Genomic DNA, 15,693 nt, shown 5'->3' with positions numbered 1-15,693 from the left:
TGGGGAGCCTCAGCCGGTGAAGGCGTTTCGTCACACAGAGTGCCTAGATGGTGACAGAGGCGAGCGGTTCCCCGAGCATTGCACGCCTATCCATCGCCAACGGTCCCTCAGACGGGTGATTGAAGGGGCGCTCTTCTGCCACGCGGCGTGCCCAGCTCACAACGTTCCTCTACGGTGCCCCATCCGCCTTGCGGTGCACCCGCGCGATCCAGTCCGCCGGTTTGGCGATCTCTTGTTTGGTGGGGAGGGTGTTCGGCGACGTCCAGACCCGGTTGAAGCCGTCCATGCCGACCTCCTCCGCGACCGCGCGCACAAAGCGCTCTCCGTCGCGGTATTGCCGCAGCTTGGCGTCCAGGCCGAGCAGTTTACGCAGCGCCAGGTCGAGCCGGCCGGCACCGCTCGCCCGCCGCTTTTGGAACTTCTCCCGGATCTCGGCGACCGACGGCACGACATCGGGCCCCACGCCATCCATCACATAATCCGCGTGTCCCTCCAGAAGGGACATCACGGCCGTCAACCGCCCGAGGATCTCGCGCTGCGCCGGTGTCTGCACCAGATCGACGAGGGAGCGGCTCTCCTCGCCCTCCTCGCCCTCGGGCTTGGCGCCGGCCAGCGACTGGGCGGCCTCGCGCAGCCGCTCCAGGAGGGTGCCCGGATCGATGTCGGTCTCACCGAGGAACGACTGGATCTCGCCCTCGATGTGGTCGCGCAACCACGGGACGGCGGTGAACTGGGTGCGGTGGGTCTCCTCGTGGAGGCACACCCACAGCCGGAAGTCGTGCGGCTCGACCTCCAGCTCGCGCTCCACATGGACGATGTTCGGCGCGACGAGCAGCAGCCTGCCGCCCTGGGCCGCGGCCGGCAGGCTCCGGGAGGCCGGCGCGAACGTCTCGTACTGGCCGAGGACCCGCGACGCCAGGAACGACAGCAGCATGCCCAGCTCCACGCCGGTCACCTTGCCGCCGACCGCGCCGAGCACCGCGCCACCGGGGACCGTCGAGCGGCGGTCCTCCATCTTGGCCAGCAGCGGCTTGAGCACGGCACGGAACCCCGCGACGTTGGCCCTGATCCAGCCGGGCCGGTCCACGACCAGAACCGGTGTGTCATGGGGCGTCTCGCCCGTCGCGTCGGGCTGTGCCATCCGCGTGAAGGCGCGCACATGCGCCTCGGAGGCCTTGGCGTGCTTGCGCAGCTCGGCGACGATCGCCCGCGCCTCGTCCCGGCTCACCTCCGGGCCCGGCCGCACGAAACGGGTCGCGGTCGCAACCGCGAGATTCCAGTCGACCATCTCGGCTCCACCGATGCTCGTCATGAGTTCACCGTACGGGGCTACGGAGATGGCTGGTAAGCCGATCCGCGTTTCGCTGCGCTTGGGCTTGCTTCCCACGTTGTCGGCTTTCCCGCCGTGGTGGTTTCGCTTGGTTCGCCTGCGGCGGGCTTGTTGCCGCTGCGCGGGGCTGTTCGGCTGCCGGTGACGGGCCGGAGGGGTAGGGGTGTGGGACTGCTGCGCTTTACGTCCCACACCCCTACCCCTCCGGCCCGCCCCCTCCCGTGGGTGGGTGGAAAAAGACCGTGGGGGTGAACGTCAGCCTTCGTGCGCGCGCGGTCGACGGATTCGGCCCGCCCCCACCGGCCTCTTCCCACCCACCCACGGGAGGGGACAGACCGTAGGACGGAGTCCGTAGGGCTGTCACCGCACCCGACACACAAACGCCCGCCGCAGGCGCAACGGCGAACAACCACCACGGCGGGACAGCCGACAACGTGGGAAGCAGGCCAAGCGCCAAGCGCCAAGCGTCAGCGGCATCCGCAATTGGCCACCGCCGACGCCAGATTGTCCAGGGCCCGCTGCGCGCCCTGCGCGTCCGTCGTGCCGGTGGTCATGAAGGCGAAGACCAGGAGGCGGCCGTCGGCGTCGACGACGGTGCCGGCGAGGGTGTTCACGCCGGTGAGGGTGCCGGTCTTGGCGCGTACGGCGCCGGCGCCGGCGCTCTGGCCCGCGTAGCGGTTGCTGAGGGTGCCGGTGAACGCGGCCACCGGCAGGCCGGTGACCACCGGGCGCAGGGCGCCGTGGTCGGGGGCGGAGGCCGTCATCAGGAGGCGGGAGAGCAGGGCGGCGCTGACCCGGTCGGCGCGGTCCAGGCCGCTGCCGTCCGCGAAGACGGCGCCGGAGAGGGGCAGGCGGAGACGGGCCAGGGCGGTGCGTACGGCCTTGCCGGCGCCGGCGAAGCTGGCCGGCTGGCGGGAGCCGATGGCGGCCTGGCGGGCCAGCGCTTCGGCGATGTCGTTGTCGGAGTAGGTGAGCATCCGCTCCACGAGGGCGGAGAGCGGCAGGGAGCGGACGGTGGCGAGGCGGTCGGGCCGCGCGGGGGCCTTGGCGGCGGAGGGCTCGCCGTCGACGGTGATGCCGCGCTGGTGGAGGAGGTCGGCGAAGGTGCGGGCGGCGGCGCCGGCCGGGTCCGCCTCGCGGGGTGCCGGGCCGTGTTCGCTGTCGTCCAGGCGCGCCTCGTCGGCCATCAGCGCGGTGACCGGGGCGAGGTTCTCGTTGGGGCCGATGGGGTGCTCGACGGGGCCCGAGTAGGCGGAGGCGTCGTAGCTGAGGCTGATCTTGGTGAGGTGGCGATGCTGGAGGGCACGGGCGGTGGCGTCGGCGAGGGTGCGCAGGTTGGCGGGCTGTTCGGCGGCGCCCGCCTGGGGGGCGCCGGCGGTGAGGGTGGGGTCGCCGCCGCCCACGAGCACGATGCGGTTCTTGCCGCCCATGACGACGGTGGTGTCGATGCGGTGATCGGGGCCGCGGGTGGCCAGGGCCGCGACCGCGGTGGCGATCTTGACGGTGGACGCCGGGGTGGCGGGCTTGGTCTGGCCGGCGCCGAAGACCTCGCGGCCGGCGGCCACGTCGAGGACGGAGGCGGTGCGCAGCGGGCCCAGCGCCGGGTCCTCGAGCAGCGGGTCCAGCGCGTCGCCCAGCCCCTCGTTGGTGGGGACGGGGGCGGCACCGCGGCCCGAGGAGCCGGGCGTGGGGCCACCGAGCGCGGGCAGCACCGGAGGTGCGCTGGGCTTGGCACCGGGGTCCGCGGCGTGATGCTCACCACTGGAGCCGTCCATCACGGCCGCCTCCGCGCGCTCGGCCGTACGCTGACCGGAGTCCCACGGGCCGGCCGCCGCCACCGCGGCGATCGCGACCGCCAGCCCGGTGGCTGCGGAGACCGCCGTCAGCTGCCAGGTCTGCTGGGTGTGGCGCGGTATGGCCTGCCAGGCCTGCCGCGCGGCATCGGGCGCCGCCTGTGCGCGCTGCCCCGCCGCGCGGGTCGCCGCCCGCGCGGAGCGCTGCACCGACTGCCATCTGACCTGCCACGTTCTGGTCTCCGGCACCTCGGACCAGCCCCTTTCGCCACCACACACCTGCGTGGGGGACACTTAATCACCAGACGTATGTGTTGATCATGGAGGAGCCACCCGTGGAGTTCGACGTCACCATCGAGATCCCGAAGGGTTCGCGGAACAAGTACGAGGTGGACCACGAGACCGGTCGGATCCGCCTGGACCGTCGACTCTTCACCTCGACCAGCTACCCGGCCGACTACGGCTTTGTCGAGAACACCCTGGGCGAGGACGGCGACCCGCTGGACGCCCTCGTCATCCTGGACGAGCCGACCTTCCCCGGCTGCCTCATCAAGTGCCGGGCCATCGGCATGTTCCGTATGACGGACGAGGCCGGCGGCGACGACAAGCTGCTGTGCGTCCCGGCGTCCGACCCGCGGGTGGAGCACCTGCGCGACATCCACCACGTGTCGGAGTTCGACCGCCTGGAGATCCAGCACTTCTTCGAGGTCTACAAGGACCTGGAGCCCGGTAAGTCCGTCGAGGGCGCCAACTGGGTCGGCCGCACCGAGGCCGAGGCCGAGATCGAGGCCTCGTACAAGCGCCTCGAGGCGCAGGGCGGCGCGCACTGACGCGCTGATTTTCGTACGCGAACGGGCGGCACCCAGTCGGGTGCCGCCCGTCGTGCGTGACAGACCCTAGAACCCGCGGGTGCGCTTGGCCGCGCGGCGGCCGCCGGTCTCCTCCTGGATGGTGGGTGCGCGCAGGAACAGCCGGGCGACCTCGGCGCCGAGGTTGACCCCCACGGCGATGGCCAGCGCCAGCGAAGCGGCCTGGACCAGGGACGTCAGGCCCTGCGGCAGGTGGCCCTGGGCGAAGTTGAGCAGGCCGAAGTATGTGGCGCTACCGGGCAGCAGCGGGCCGATGGCGGCGGTGACGTACGGCAGCGCGGACGCATAGCGGTAGCGGGAGAGCAACTGGCCGAAGAGGCCGACCAGTCCGGCCGCGATGGCGGTGGAGGGCACCGGGTTGAGGCCGGCGACATAGACGAGGGCGCCGTACACCACCCAGGCGACGCCGCCGTTCAGGGTCGCGAAGGCGACGGTGGAACGTTCCTGCTGAAGCAGCACGCAGAACGCCAGCGCCAGCAGCATCGACGCGATGATCTGCATCAGCGGCTCGTTGTAGATCCCCAGTGCCTCCTCGGGGTCGATCCGCTTGAGTCCCGGGTTCAGCTGCAGTCCGATGTAGAGCACGCTGAGCACGCCGACGACGATGCCGACGATGAGGTAGCCGACCTCCAGCAGGCGGGCGGCGGCGGTGATGTAATAGCCGGTCAGCCCGTCGTGGACGCCGGCGACCAGCGCCCGCCCCGGGATCAGGGCGAACAGCCCACCGGTGATGACCGCGGACGCCTGCACATTGGCGTGGGCCAGGCCGAAGGCGACGCCCACGGCAGCGGGCGGCATCGCCGCGACCACGAACTGGTAGAACTCCGGCAGCCCGCGCCCGGACGCGAGCCAGGCCAGCCGGTCGCCGAGCATCGAGCCCACCGCGGCCGCGAGGAACACCAGCGGCCCGCCGCCGACCAGCATGGACGCGGCGCCGGACAGGAGTCCGGAGGCCACCGTCAGCGCCCAGCTCGGGTAGGGGTGGCGGTTACGGCGGATCTCGGCGAGACCGCGGTAGGCCTCTTCGAGGGTGATGCCGTCGGAGGTGATGGCGTCGACGAGCCGGAAGACCGCGGACAGCCGGTTGTAGTCGACGCCGCGGCGGCGCACCGTCCGGCTGGCCGTGACCGGGTCGTCGACCAGTGAGGGCTGGTACGAGATCGACAGCAGCGTGAAGGTGACGGTCGGCTCGACCCGCTCCAGCCCGTAGGCGTGCGCGACACCGAACATGGCGGCCTCGACGTCCTCGGCGCCCTCGCCGCCGGCCAGCAGGATCTCGCCGATACGCAGCGTCAGGTCGAGCACGCGGGGGACGGCCGGGCCGGTCTCCTCGTCGCCGCGCTCCACCCGTTCGGGAATCGGGCGCTCGTGGATCGGCATGCGCAGCATGGTCCGCATCCGGTCCTGCCAAGGGGCTTCCTTGGTGAGGCTGACCGCGGGGATGCCGTGCGGCGGGGTGAACGCCAGACTGAGGGCGGTGGCGCCGACGGGGGTGGGCAGCGGGGTCTGCCCGGTGGTGCCGCCGGGCGGTGCGAAAGCGGATCCCTCCAGCTCGGTCGGCGCCTCCGGACGCAGACCGGTGGGGAGGGCGAACTCGGAGGTGGGGTGCTCCTCCTCGGGTGGCGGGGGCAAGGGGACGCCGAGGGGCGGGGTGAAGGCGGAGTGCGCCTCGTCCGACAGGGGCTTGCGGTCCTCGGGTCCGCCTGTCTGCTCCGATACGTGTGGGTCCGACGCCACAGGTCTTCGCTCCTTGTTGGCCTCCTGGGGGATGGTCAAGGACACGATGCCTGATGCCGGGTCGGCGCGCTTGCCCGGGGCGTACATAGCCGGTCACCGCGCGGTGCCGGGCCGCCCGCGCCCTTGCCGGAGGCGGGTGCGGACGGGCCCGGCGGGCCTGCCCGTGGCGCGTCAGCGCTTGGCGTGGCGGCCGCGGCGGGGCTCCGCCGGGGCGCCGTGCGGCCGCGCGCGGCCGGATTCCGCCGCCGGCTGCTCCGTCTTCGCCTTGCCGCGGGCGCGCAGGAACTCGATGGCGATCGGGACCACGGAGATCAGCACGATCGCGATCAGCATCATCTCGATGTTCTTGTGGACGAACTCGATGTTCCCCAGCAGCGCGCCGAGCAGGGTGACGCCGGCGCCCCACAGCGTGCCGCCGATGATGTTGAAGGTGATGAAGGAGCGGTAGTTCATCCGGCTCACACCGGCGACGATCGGCGTGAAGGTGCGCACGATCGGCACGAAGCGGGCCAGGATCAGCGACTTGGGGCCGTACTTCTCGAAGAAGTCGTGCGCCTTCTCGACGTTCTCCTGCTTGAACAGGCGGGAGTCGGGGCGCTTGAAGAGCGAGGGCCCGACCTTCCGGCCGAAGAGGTAGCCGGCCTGGTCGCCCAGGACGGCGGCCAGCACGACCAGCGCGCACACCAGCCACAGCGGCTTGTCCAGCTTGTTCGTCGTCACCAGCAGACCGGTGGTGAACAGCAGCGAGTCACCCGGCAGGAAGAAGCCGATCAGCAGGCCGGACTCCGCGAAGACGATGACCAGGACGCCGATCAGGCCGAAAGTCGCGATCAGATAGTCCGGATCCAGCCACTGGGGGCCGAGCGCGAGAGTATTCACGGGGTGAAGGCTCCTGGGTCGAGGGCGCCGGATCGTGCGAGCGACGGGGTTGCAGGCGCGTGTGCGGCCCAAAACTATCAACGCCGCGCGGCCCCCCGTGGTTCCAGGCGGACCTCGCCGGCCTCCACCCGACCGCTCCCCGACCGCTGGCCGCGCCCCCGGGGCCGGGTGATGCTGGCCACAAGGAGGTGCGCACCCATGGGTATCGATGAGTACGGCGGTGGGCAGCACGAGCAGTCGGACGTCCTGGTCGTGACGACCAACGACGTGCCGGGGTTTCACGTGGATCGGGTGATCGGCGAGGTCTTCGGACTGACCGTGCGCTCCCGCCACCTCGGCAGCCAGATCGGCGCGGGCCTGAAGTCGCTGGTCGGCGGCGAGCTGCGGGGGCTGACCAAGACCCTCGTCGAGACCCGCAACCAGGCGATGCAGCGGCTGGTGGAGCAGGCCCGCTCGCGCGGCGCGAACGCGGTGCTGATGTTCCGCTTCGATGTCACGGAGGCCGCCGACGTGGGCACCGAGGTGTGCGCCTACGGGACGGCCGTGGTGATCGCGCCGAAGAGCTGAGCCCGCTCGGCGGCACGCCCGTACGGGCCGGAGGCGGTCCTCCGGCCCGTACGGATCACTGGTGGCGGGCGGCGTTGGCGACGATCGCGTCGCGCAGGTAGACCGCGAGACCGGGCCTGATCGCCTCGTAGGTGGCCGTGAAGCGCTCGTCGGCGACGTACATCTCGCCGAGGCAGGTGTGGAACTCGTGGCCGCACGCGTAGTACGTGCCGTCCATGAACCGGCGGTGCTCCTCCGCCACGTCCATCGCCGCCTCGGAGTCGGCCGGCACCCCCTGCCCGAGCAGGTCGGCCATCTTGCGGTGGATGGCGTCGAACTCCGCCGTCAGCCGCTTCCAGTCGTCCTTGGTGTACGCGGCCGTCCGCCGCTGCGACTCCTTGTAGGCGTCGGTGTGCCCCCAGCGCTCCTCGGCCTCCTCCGCGTACTGGTCGGGGTCGAAGTCCCCGAAGGCCTCGAACTTCTCCTCGGGGGTGAGGTTGATTCCCATTCTGCGTGCCTCCATCGCGTGTTCGACGGCCGCGGCCATCTCCTGGAGTTTGCCGATCCGCGCGGTCAGCAGCTCGTGCTGGCGCCGCAGGTGCTCCTGCGGGTCGGTGTCCGGATCGTCCAGGAGGGCCGCGACCTCTTCGAGCGGAAAGCCGAGCTCCCGGTAGAACAGGATCTGCTGCAGCCGGTCCAGGTCGTCGTCGCCGTAACGGCGGTGACCTGCGTGGTTGCGTTCGCCGGGCAGCAGCAGCCCGATCTCGTCGTAGTGGTGCAGGGTGCGCACCGTCACGCCGGCGAAGGCCGCGACCTGCCCTACCGAATAGCTCACTTCCACTCCCTTCTCGGTACGCGCTCCACGATGTGTCCTCACGCCGCGTGAGGTGCAAGTCCGCATGCTGAAAAATCCGGTTGCGGCGGTATCGGGGGGTGAGATCCTGCCGCCCATGCTGGGGATAACGGATCTGTCCACCTATTTGGTGGGGCTGGCGCTGATCATTCTGCTGCCGGGCCCCAATTCGCTGTACGTGGTGTCGGTGGCGGCCCGGCGCGGGCCCCGGGTGGCGTACCGGGCGGCGGCCGGCGTGCTGTGCGGTGACACGGTGCTGATGACGCTGTCGGCGGGCGGGGTGGCCTCGCTGCTGCAGACCAGCCCGGTGCTGTTCGCCGTAGTCAAGTTCGCCGGCGCGGGCTATCTGACGTGGCTCGCGGTCGGGATGCTGCGCGGCGCCTGGGCGCTGTGGCGCGGCCGGGAGGCGCGCCGGGCCGAGCGGAAGGAGGGGGCGCCCAAGGCGGCGAAGGAGGCCGTCGAGCGGCCGTTCCGCCGGGCGCTCGTGGTCAGCCTGCTCAACCCGAAGGCGATCTTGTTCTTCATCTCCTTCTTCGTGCAGTTCGTCGACCCGGCCTACGCGCACCCGGTGCTGTCGTTCCTGACGCTGGGCGCCTGGGCGCAGCTGTTCAGCTTCAGCTATCTGTCGGTCCTGATCTTCAGCGGGACGTTCCTGGCGGCGACCTTCCGGCGCCGCAGGCGGCTGACGGCCGGGCTGTCCGCGGGCGCCGGCGCGGCGTTCCTCGGCTTCGCGGCGAAGCTGTCGCTGGCGAGCGCGAGCTGAGCGGAGCTCTTCGGAGCGGATCGATCCGGGTGCGGGCGGGCGGCTGCCGTGGGGCGGCCGCCCGCCCGTTCACGCTTCCACTGGGCGAACCCTGGAGGCCATGTACCCCATACGCCCGTATTGTCGGGTTCCAGGAGGTGCGTCCATGCCCGTGCACGACGTCCATGTGGCCGTCATCTACTACTCCTCGACCGGCACCATCGCCGAGCTCGCCCGGCTGATCGCGGACGCGGCCGAGCACGCCGGAGCCGACGTACGACTGCGCCGGGCGGCCGAGCTCGCCCCGCAGACGGCCATCGACGCCAACCCGGCATGGGCGGCGAACGCCGCGGCCACCGCGGACATCCTGGAGGCCACCCACGAGGACATGCTCTGGGCGGACGCGGTGATCCTCGGGACCCCGACCCGCTTCGGCAATGTGTCCTCCCAGCTCAAGCAGTACCTCGACACCCTGGGCGGCCTCTGGCAGCAGGGCCGGCTGGCCGACAAGGTCTACAGCGGCTTCACCGCCAGCGCCACCCGGCACGGCGGCCAGGAGTCCACCCTGCTCGCGCTCTACCAGACCGTCCACCACTTCGGCGGCATCCTCATCGCCCCGGGCTACACCGACCCGGCGAAGTACACCGACGGCAATCCCTACGGCACCTCCCACGTCGGCGGCCCGGACACCCCGCTCGACGACGACGCACGCACCGCCGCCCGCATCCAGGCCGAGCGCGTGGTGAAGTTCACCAAAGCCATCAAACACGGCCTCTCACCGATGAGTTGACGGATTGGGCGACAGATGACTCTGCACAAGGGCGCGTCGGAATCCGACCGCCGGCACACCGGAAACCCGGTCAACCCCTTCTACGGCGAGGCCGACCCGGTCGCCGGCATGGAGACCTCACCGCCCCGGCACACGCTGCCCGACGGCCCGCTCGCCCCGCACACCGCCTATCAGTTCGTGCACGACGAACTGATGCTGGACGGCAACTCCCGGCTGAACCTGGCGACGTTCGTCACGACCTGGATGGAACCGCAGGCCGGCATCCTGATGGCGGACTGCCGGGACAAGAACATGATCGACAAGGACGAGTACCCGCGCACCGCCGAACTGGAGCGGCGGTGCGTGGCGATGCTCGCCGACCTGTGGCACGCGCCCGACCCGTCCGCCGCCGTCGGCTGCTCCACCACCGGGTCCAGCGAGGCCTGCATGCTCGCCGGCCTGGCCCTCAAGCGGCGCTGGATGCAGCGCAACGCGGACCGCTATCCGGGCGGCGCCCGGCCCAACCTCATCATGGGCGCCAACGTCCAGGTCTGCTGGGAGAAGTTCTGCAACTTCTGGGAGGTCGAGGCGCGCCAGGTCCCGATGGAGGGCGACCGCTTCCAGCTCGACGCCGCCTCCGCCGCCGAGCTGTGCGACGAGAACACCATCGGCGTGGTCGCGATCCTCGGCTCGACCTTCGACGGGTCCTACGAGCCGGTGGCCGAGATCTGCGCGGCGCTCGACGAGGTCCGGGAGAAGAAGGGCTGGGACATCCCGGTCCATGTGGACGGCGCGTCCGGCGCGATGGTCGCGCCGTTCGTCGACCCGGAGCTGGTCTGGGACTTCCGGCTGCCCCGGGTCGCCTCCATCAACACCTCGGGCCACAAATACGGCCTGGTCTACCCCGGCGTCGGCTGGGCGCTGTGGCGCGACGCCCAGGCGCTGCCGGAAGAGCTGGTCTTCCGCGTCAACTACCTGGGCGGCGACATGCCGACCTTCGCGCTCAACTTCTCCCGCCCCGGCGCCCAGGTCGCCGCCCAGTACTACACCTTCCTGCGGCTCGGCCGGGACGGCTACCGCGCCGTACAGCAGGCGACCCGGGACGTGGCCCGCTCGACGGCCGAACGCATCGGCTCACTGGGCGACTTCACCCTGCTCACCCGCGGCGACCAGCTGCCGGTCTTCGCCTTCACCACCGCCGACGACGTCAAGGCCTTCGACGTCTTCGACGTCTCCCGGCGGCTGAAGGAACGCGGCTGGCTGGTTCCCGCCTACACCTTCCCGCCGCACCGCGAGGACCTCTCCGTCCTGCGGGTGGTGTGCCGCAACGGCTTCTCCCAGGACCTCGCGGACCTGTTCCTGGCGGACCTGGAAGCGCTGCTGCCCGAGCTCCGCGCGCAACCGCGCCCGATGGACCGGCCGGAGTCGGTGGCGACCGCCTTCCACCACTGACCTCACGCCCCGCGGTCGTCCAGGGCCAGGCCGAACTCCGCCCGGAGCGCGGCCGCCTGGCCGGGCGTGACCAGGACGTACACCTCGCCGTCGACCGCCGCATCCTCGCCCGGCAGCACCCGGTGGAAGGTCCGTTCGTCCGCACCGCCGGGCGCCAGCCGGCCCAGGCACGCGAAGACCGCCGGCCGGCTCAGGGACCGGCCGGCGCCGTGCTCGGCGGGCCGGACGACCCGCTCGCCGCCTCGGACGAACTCCAGGCGGTCCCGGCCGCCCGCGCCCCTGATCAGCCTGACGTCGCCGACGACGACCAGCCCGCCGGAGCAGGCCGCGGCCTCCTCCAGGGTGCTTCGATAGGACTCCTCCAGGTCGTCGACGGCGTCCGCGTACACGGCGAGGGCCACGCCGAACTCGACGAGCACCTCGGCCAGTTCACCGTCCTCCAGCGGTGCGTCCGCCCAGTCCCGGACCTTCCCGAGGGCCTCCTCGGCCGCCTCCTTCGCCACGATGCCGAGGGCGACCAGACGGGGCGCCACCTCGATGCGCGTAATCGATCGCTTGTTCGTCATGGCGCCATACTGGCAGCCCGCCCACCGCCAGGGGGCCGGCCCGCGAAACCCGGCACCCGACCGCCCCGTTACGCGCCAAACTCGGCCAGGGGGCGCTTCTCGGGTAACCCCTCTAGCGCTGATCCCCGGGGTGGACGTCCTTCGTCGCGTACGGGTTCTCCTGCCCCTCCGCGAGCACCCCCACGAACGGCTCGCCCTCGCCCGCGAAGACGTACGCGCCGCCCTCGATGCGCTCGATCAGCCCGCGCGTCCACTGCGCGCCGCTGTCCGCGAAGTGCACCCACATGTTCATGATCTCGCCGATGTGGCCGAGCTGTCCGGGCCCTTCCTCGGGCGTGTAGTACCCGGTGACCGTGCCGCGCCACTCCTCCAGGCCCCGCACCCGCTGTCTGAGCAGCGCCAGCGCCTCGTCCCGCGGCAGATCGACGACGAAGCCGATGCCCGCGCTGAGCATGTCGGACTTCTGGTCGTGCTCGGACAGCGCCGTGCGCAGCAGCGCGAAGTACTCCGTCTCGCCCGCCGCGGTCAGCTCGTACTCGGTACGCGGCGGACCGCCGACGGTGCTGGGCGCGATGTCATGGGCGACGAGCAGCCCTTGCCTGGCCATCTGCTTGAGCGCGTGGTAGATCGAGCCGGGCTTGGCGTTGGACCACTCGTGGGCGCCCCAGTACTCCAGGTCGTTGCGCACCTGATAGCCGTGCGCCCGCCCGTGCTGCCGCACGGCACCCAATACCAACAGCCGGATCGCCGACATCGTCTCCTCAATCCCTCGCGGCCCCCTGCCGTCAGCCTAGAGCGCGCGGGGACGGAGGCGGGCGCTACCCCTCGCGCGCCGCCCGCTCCTCGTCCACCAGCCCGAACGCCGTCTTGCCGTCCAGGGACTCGCGGAGGATGTCGGCGTGGCCGGCGTGCCGGGCGGTCTCCTCGATCAGATGCAGCAGCAGCCAGCGCATCGACTGCCGGGCCTGGGGCGGGAACCACGGCGCCTCGGGCAGCGCGAAGGTGTCGTTCAGGCTCGGTACGGACCGGATGAACTCCTCCGTGCGCCGCGCGACGCCGTCCCAGAACTCCAGCACGCCCGCCGTCGTCTCGCCGTCCTCCAGCTGGAAGCTCAGGTGCCAGGTGTCCTCGGTCCGCTCGATGGAGTGCGGCCGCTCCTGCGCGGTCTCGATCCAGCCCTGCTCGGTCTCCGCGACATGCTTGAGCAGCCCGGCCAGCGACAGCTCGCTGGCGCTCGGCCGCTTGCTCGCCTGGGCGTCGGTCAGCCCGAGGACGGCCCGTCGCAGCCCGCCGCGCTGGGCCTCCAGGAAGGACAGCAGCGCGCCGGTCTCGTCGCCATGGGCCTCGGCAAGGACGTGAGTGGGCATGGGGTCCGCCTTTCGTGACATCTAGGGCGGCCGGCCGTCCGGCCGCCGCCCTTCCGACCTCACACACGCTACGAGCCCTTGCGGTCAGCTCCTGTCCGCAACTCGCAGCCGGTGTACCCCGCTCAGAAGGGGAACTGCGAGCGCCCGTGCTGAATGGAGATCCACTTGGTGGTGGTGAAGGCCTCCACCATGGCGTCGCCGTTCAGCCGCCCCAGTCCGGAGCTCTTCTCGCCGCCGAAGGGGACGATCGGCTCGTCGTGCACGGTGGCGTCGTTGACGTGGAACATGCCGGTCTCGATGCGCTTGGCGAAGCGCACGCCCCGCTCGATGTCACCGGTGTGCACGGCGCCGCTGAGCCCGTAGGGCGTGGCGTTGGTGAGCCGTACGGCCTCCTCGTCCCCGTCGAAGGGGACCAGCACCGCGACCGGGCCGAAGATCTCCTGCGTGAGCAGCGGGGAGTCCGCCGGCAGCCCGCTCAGCACGCTCGGCGCGACGAGCGTGCCGCTGGCCTCGCCGCGCAGCAGCGGCGCGGCGCCCTCGGCGACGGCGCGGTCCACCAGGGCTGTGACGGCCTCGGCCTGGCCCTCGTTGATCAGCGGGCCGATATGGGTCTGCGGGTCGGTGGGGTCGCCCACCTTCAGGGACGCGACCTTGGCGACGAACTTCTCGGTGAACTCCCGCTCCACGGCGCGGTCCACGAGCACGCGGTTGGCGGCCATACAGACCTGCCCCTGGTGCACGAAGCGGCTGAAGACCGCGGCGTCCACCGCGTAGTCGACGTCCGCGTCGTCGAGGACCACCAGCGCGCTGTTGCCGCCCAGCTCCAGCACCGTGTGCTTGAAGTGGGCGGCGGCGACGGTGGCGACGTGCCGGCCGACCTTCTCCGAGCCGGTGAAGGAGATGGTCTTGGGCACCGGGTGGTCGATCAGCGCGTCCCCGATCTCGGCGATGTCGGTGACGACGACGTTGAGCACTCCGGCCGGCAGCCCGGCCTCCTCGAAGATCCTGGCGACCAGCCCGCCACCGCAGACCGGGGTGTTCTGGTGCGGCTTGAGGACGACGGCGTTGCCCAGCGCGATGGCCGGCGCGACCGACTTGATCGACAGCAGGAAGGGGAAGTTGAAGGGGCTGATGACGCCGACGACACCGACCGGCAGCCGGTAGAGGCGGTTCTCCTTGCCGTCGATGGGCGAGGGCAGGATGCGGCCCTCGGCGCGCAGCGCCAGCTGGATCGCCTCGCGCAGGAACTCCCTGGCCAGATGGAGCTCGAAGCCCACCTTCGCGAGCGTCCCGCCGACCTCGGCGGTGATCGCCTCGGCCAGCTCCGCCTCGCGGTCGTCGATGATCCGCAGCACCCGCTCGAAGACCAGCCGGCGGGTGTACGGATTGACCGCGCCCCACTCCCGCTGCGCGCGCTCGGCGGCGCGGTAGGCCTGGTCGATCTCCTCGACCGTGGCGACGGGTATGGAGGTCAGCTTCTCGCCGTTATAGGGATTGAAGTCGACGATGTCCCACGAGCCGCTTCCGGAGCGCCACTCACCGCCGATGAACTGATAGGCCAAGTCGTCGAAGTAGGACATGCCATCCCGATCTGGAGAACAGGGCACGCGAGGCGCCAAGTTGGGGGGTGCTGACTCCTGATGGTGCGCCATCCTACCGACGCGTCACATGAGTTGGAGCAGTCCGCGCAGGAGATCTCTGGTCTCGGCGGGGCTGGGGCCGTCCGCCTGGAGGCGGTCCATCACCCGCCCGTACTGCGCCACTTCCTCCGGCTTGTCCACATAGAGCGCACTTGTCAGCTGCTCCAGATAGACGACGTCCGGCAGCCCCGACTCCTGGAAGCCCAGCATGGTGAAGGCGCCACTCTCGCCCGAGTGCCCGCCCAGACTGAAGGGCATCACCTGGAGGCGCACATTCGGCCGCTCGGACACTTCGATCAGATGCCTCAACTGCTCGCGCATGACCTCGCGTTCGCCGTACGGGCGGCGCAGCGCCGCCTCGTCCAGCACGCAGTGGAACTGCGCCGGCCGCTCGGCGACGAGCAGCTTCTGGCGCTCCATGCGCAGCGCGACCCGGCGCTCTATCTCGGCAGGCCCGGCGTCGGGCATGCCCCGTTTGACGACGGCCTGCGCATAGCCCTCCGTCTGCAGCAGCCCGTGCACGAACTGGACTTCGTACACGCGTATGAGGGACGTGGCGCCTTCCAAACCCACATACGTCTGGAACCAGCCGGGAAGCACATCCGTGTAACTGTGCCACCAGCCCGCGACATTGGCCTCGCGCGCCAGGGACAACAGCGCCTCTCGCTCCTGTGCGTCACCGACTCCGTACAGCGTGAGCAGGTCCTCGACATCGCGCGCCTTGAAGCTCACCCTGCCCAACTCCATGCGACTGATCTTCGATTCGGACGCACGGATCGAGTAGCCGGCCGCCTCGCGGGTTATCCCACGGGATTCACGCAGGCGGCGAAGCTGCGACCCGAGCAGGATCCGCCGCACCACCGACCCGCTCGACTCACTTCCGGACACCTCTCAGACCCTCCTGTGACCCCCACCCGTCCAACAGTGGGCCGAAGTCTGCCACGTTCGCGCTTCGTTGAGTGCTCATCCGGTTACTGATATGTGAGGCCCACGCACGGCCTCCACAAGAACCGACGGAAAGAATTCCGAGCAAATCGGTTCGCGCTGCCGCAATACCGGCGCGTGCACGTGCATCTGCCCTTGCATCTGTCTCGCACATTGGGAACCATAGGCGTCGCACGCATGCACGCTCGTGAAAGATCCGCCAGAT

At 70.9% G+C, this 15,693-nt stretch carries 15 protein-coding genes; 5 read left to right on the top strand and 10 right to left on the bottom strand.

From position 1 onward, the window contains the following. Positions 1-169: 169 nt before the first annotated feature. Together WAB15_RS23465 and dacB are read right to left on the bottom strand one after the other, a co-directional pair. A complete protein-coding gene (locus tag WAB15_RS23465; RefSeq protein WP_399150772.1) occupies positions 170-1,312 on the bottom strand; it encodes a zinc-dependent metalloprotease in 1,143 nt (380 codons plus the stop codon). 485 nt (positions 1,313-1,797) lie between these two features. Further along, positions 1,798-3,372 carry a D-alanyl-D-alanine carboxypeptidase/D-alanyl-D-alanine-endopeptidase gene (gene dacB / locus WAB15_RS23460; RefSeq protein WP_407287450.1) on the bottom strand — a complete coding sequence of 525 codons (1,575 nt, stop codon included), beginning with the start codon at positions 3,370-3,372 and terminating at the stop codon, positions 1,798-1,800. Between the two features lie 86 nt (positions 3,373-3,458). Here dacB and WAB15_RS23455 point away from each other — a divergent pair, with 86 nt between their 5' ends. Next, entirely contained in the window at positions 3,459-3,953 is a 495-nt protein-coding gene (locus WAB15_RS23455; protein ID WP_108151010.1) for an inorganic diphosphatase, read from the top strand. 66 nt (positions 3,954-4,019) lie between these two features. On the opposite strand, the gene WAB15_RS23450 is transcribed toward WAB15_RS23455, so the two are convergent. Beyond that, positions 4,020-5,729 carry a threonine/serine exporter ThrE family protein gene (locus WAB15_RS23450; protein ID WP_399149465.1) on the bottom strand — a complete coding sequence of 570 codons (1,710 nt, stop codon included), beginning with the start codon at positions 5,727-5,729 and terminating at the stop codon, positions 4,020-4,022. Between the two features lie 171 nt (positions 5,730-5,900). Continuing rightward, on the bottom strand, positions 5,901-6,608 hold the full coding sequence (locus WAB15_RS23445; protein WP_399149464.1) for a DedA family protein: 708 nt from the start codon (positions 6,606-6,608) through the stop codon (positions 5,901-5,903). Between the two features lie 198 nt (positions 6,609-6,806). On the opposite strand from WAB15_RS23445, the gene WAB15_RS23440 reads away from it, so the two are divergent. Then, complete coding sequence (locus WAB15_RS23440; protein WP_384428041.1) at positions 6,807-7,175, top strand: YbjQ family protein; 369 nt, start codon at positions 6,807-6,809, stop codon at positions 7,173-7,175. Between the two features lie 55 nt (positions 7,176-7,230). On the opposite strand, the gene WAB15_RS23435 is transcribed toward WAB15_RS23440, so the two are convergent. Then, entirely contained in the window at positions 7,231-7,989 is a 759-nt protein-coding gene (locus tag WAB15_RS23435) for a MerR family transcriptional regulator (protein ID WP_407287449.1), read from the bottom strand. A 115-nt stretch (positions 7,990-8,104) separates the two neighbouring features. On the opposite strand from WAB15_RS23435, the gene leuE reads away from it, so the two are divergent. The 3 genes from leuE to WAB15_RS23420 all read left to right on the top strand — a co-directional run bounded on the left by leuE (position 8,105) and on the right by WAB15_RS23420 (position 10,970). Next, on the top strand, positions 8,105-8,770 hold the full coding sequence (leuE, locus tag WAB15_RS23430; protein ID WP_407287448.1) for a leucine efflux protein LeuE: 666 nt from the start codon (positions 8,105-8,107) through the stop codon (positions 8,768-8,770). 145 nt (positions 8,771-8,915) lie between these two features. Beyond that, the gene (gene wrbA, locus WAB15_RS23425) at positions 8,916-9,539 is read left to right on the top strand and encodes an NAD(P)H:quinone oxidoreductase (RefSeq protein ID WP_407287447.1); all 624 of its coding nucleotides are present in this window, start codon (positions 8,916-8,918) and stop codon (positions 9,537-9,539) included. 15 nt (positions 9,540-9,554) lie between these two features. Then, positions 9,555-10,970 (top strand): glutamate decarboxylase, encoded by a 1,416-nt coding sequence (locus tag WAB15_RS23420; protein ID WP_407287446.1) that lies wholly within the window; start codon positions 9,555-9,557, stop codon positions 10,968-10,970. 2 nt (positions 10,971-10,972) lie between these two features. On the opposite strand, the gene WAB15_RS23415 is transcribed toward WAB15_RS23420, so the two are convergent. The 5 genes from WAB15_RS23415 to WAB15_RS23395 form a co-directional block, all read right to left on the bottom strand. After that, entirely contained in the window at positions 10,973-11,536 is a 564-nt protein-coding gene (locus tag WAB15_RS23415) for a hypothetical protein (RefSeq protein WP_407287445.1), read from the bottom strand. A gap of 112 nt (positions 11,537-11,648) precedes the next feature. Further along, positions 11,649-12,290 carry a PadR family transcriptional regulator gene (locus WAB15_RS23410; protein WP_407287444.1) on the bottom strand — a complete coding sequence of 214 codons (642 nt, stop codon included), beginning with the start codon at positions 12,288-12,290 and terminating at the stop codon, positions 11,649-11,651. A 64-nt stretch (positions 12,291-12,354) separates the two neighbouring features. After that, positions 12,355-12,903, bottom strand: a complete 549-nt coding sequence (locus tag WAB15_RS23405; protein WP_407287443.1) for a DinB family protein — start codon at positions 12,901-12,903, stop codon at positions 12,355-12,357. Positions 12,904-13,025: 122 nt separating this feature from the next. After that, positions 13,026-14,483: an aldehyde dehydrogenase family protein gene (locus tag WAB15_RS23400; RefSeq protein ID WP_407287442.1), complete on the bottom strand. Its 1,458-nt coding sequence runs from the start codon at positions 14,481-14,483 to the stop codon at positions 13,026-13,028. Between the two features lie 84 nt (positions 14,484-14,567). Then, a complete protein-coding gene (locus tag WAB15_RS23395) occupies positions 14,568-15,431 on the bottom strand; it encodes a helix-turn-helix domain-containing protein (RefSeq protein WP_407287441.1) in 864 nt (287 codons plus the stop codon). Positions 15,432-15,693 lie beyond the last annotated feature (262 nt).

Source organism: Streptomyces sirii (genome assembly GCF_045690365.1).
Classification (GTDB): Bacteria; Actinomycetota; Actinomycetes; order Streptomycetales; family Streptomycetaceae; genus Streptomyces; species Streptomyces sirii.
Note: the sequence above shows the minus strand (reverse complement) of the source record. Positions and strands in the feature narration are given on the sequence as shown.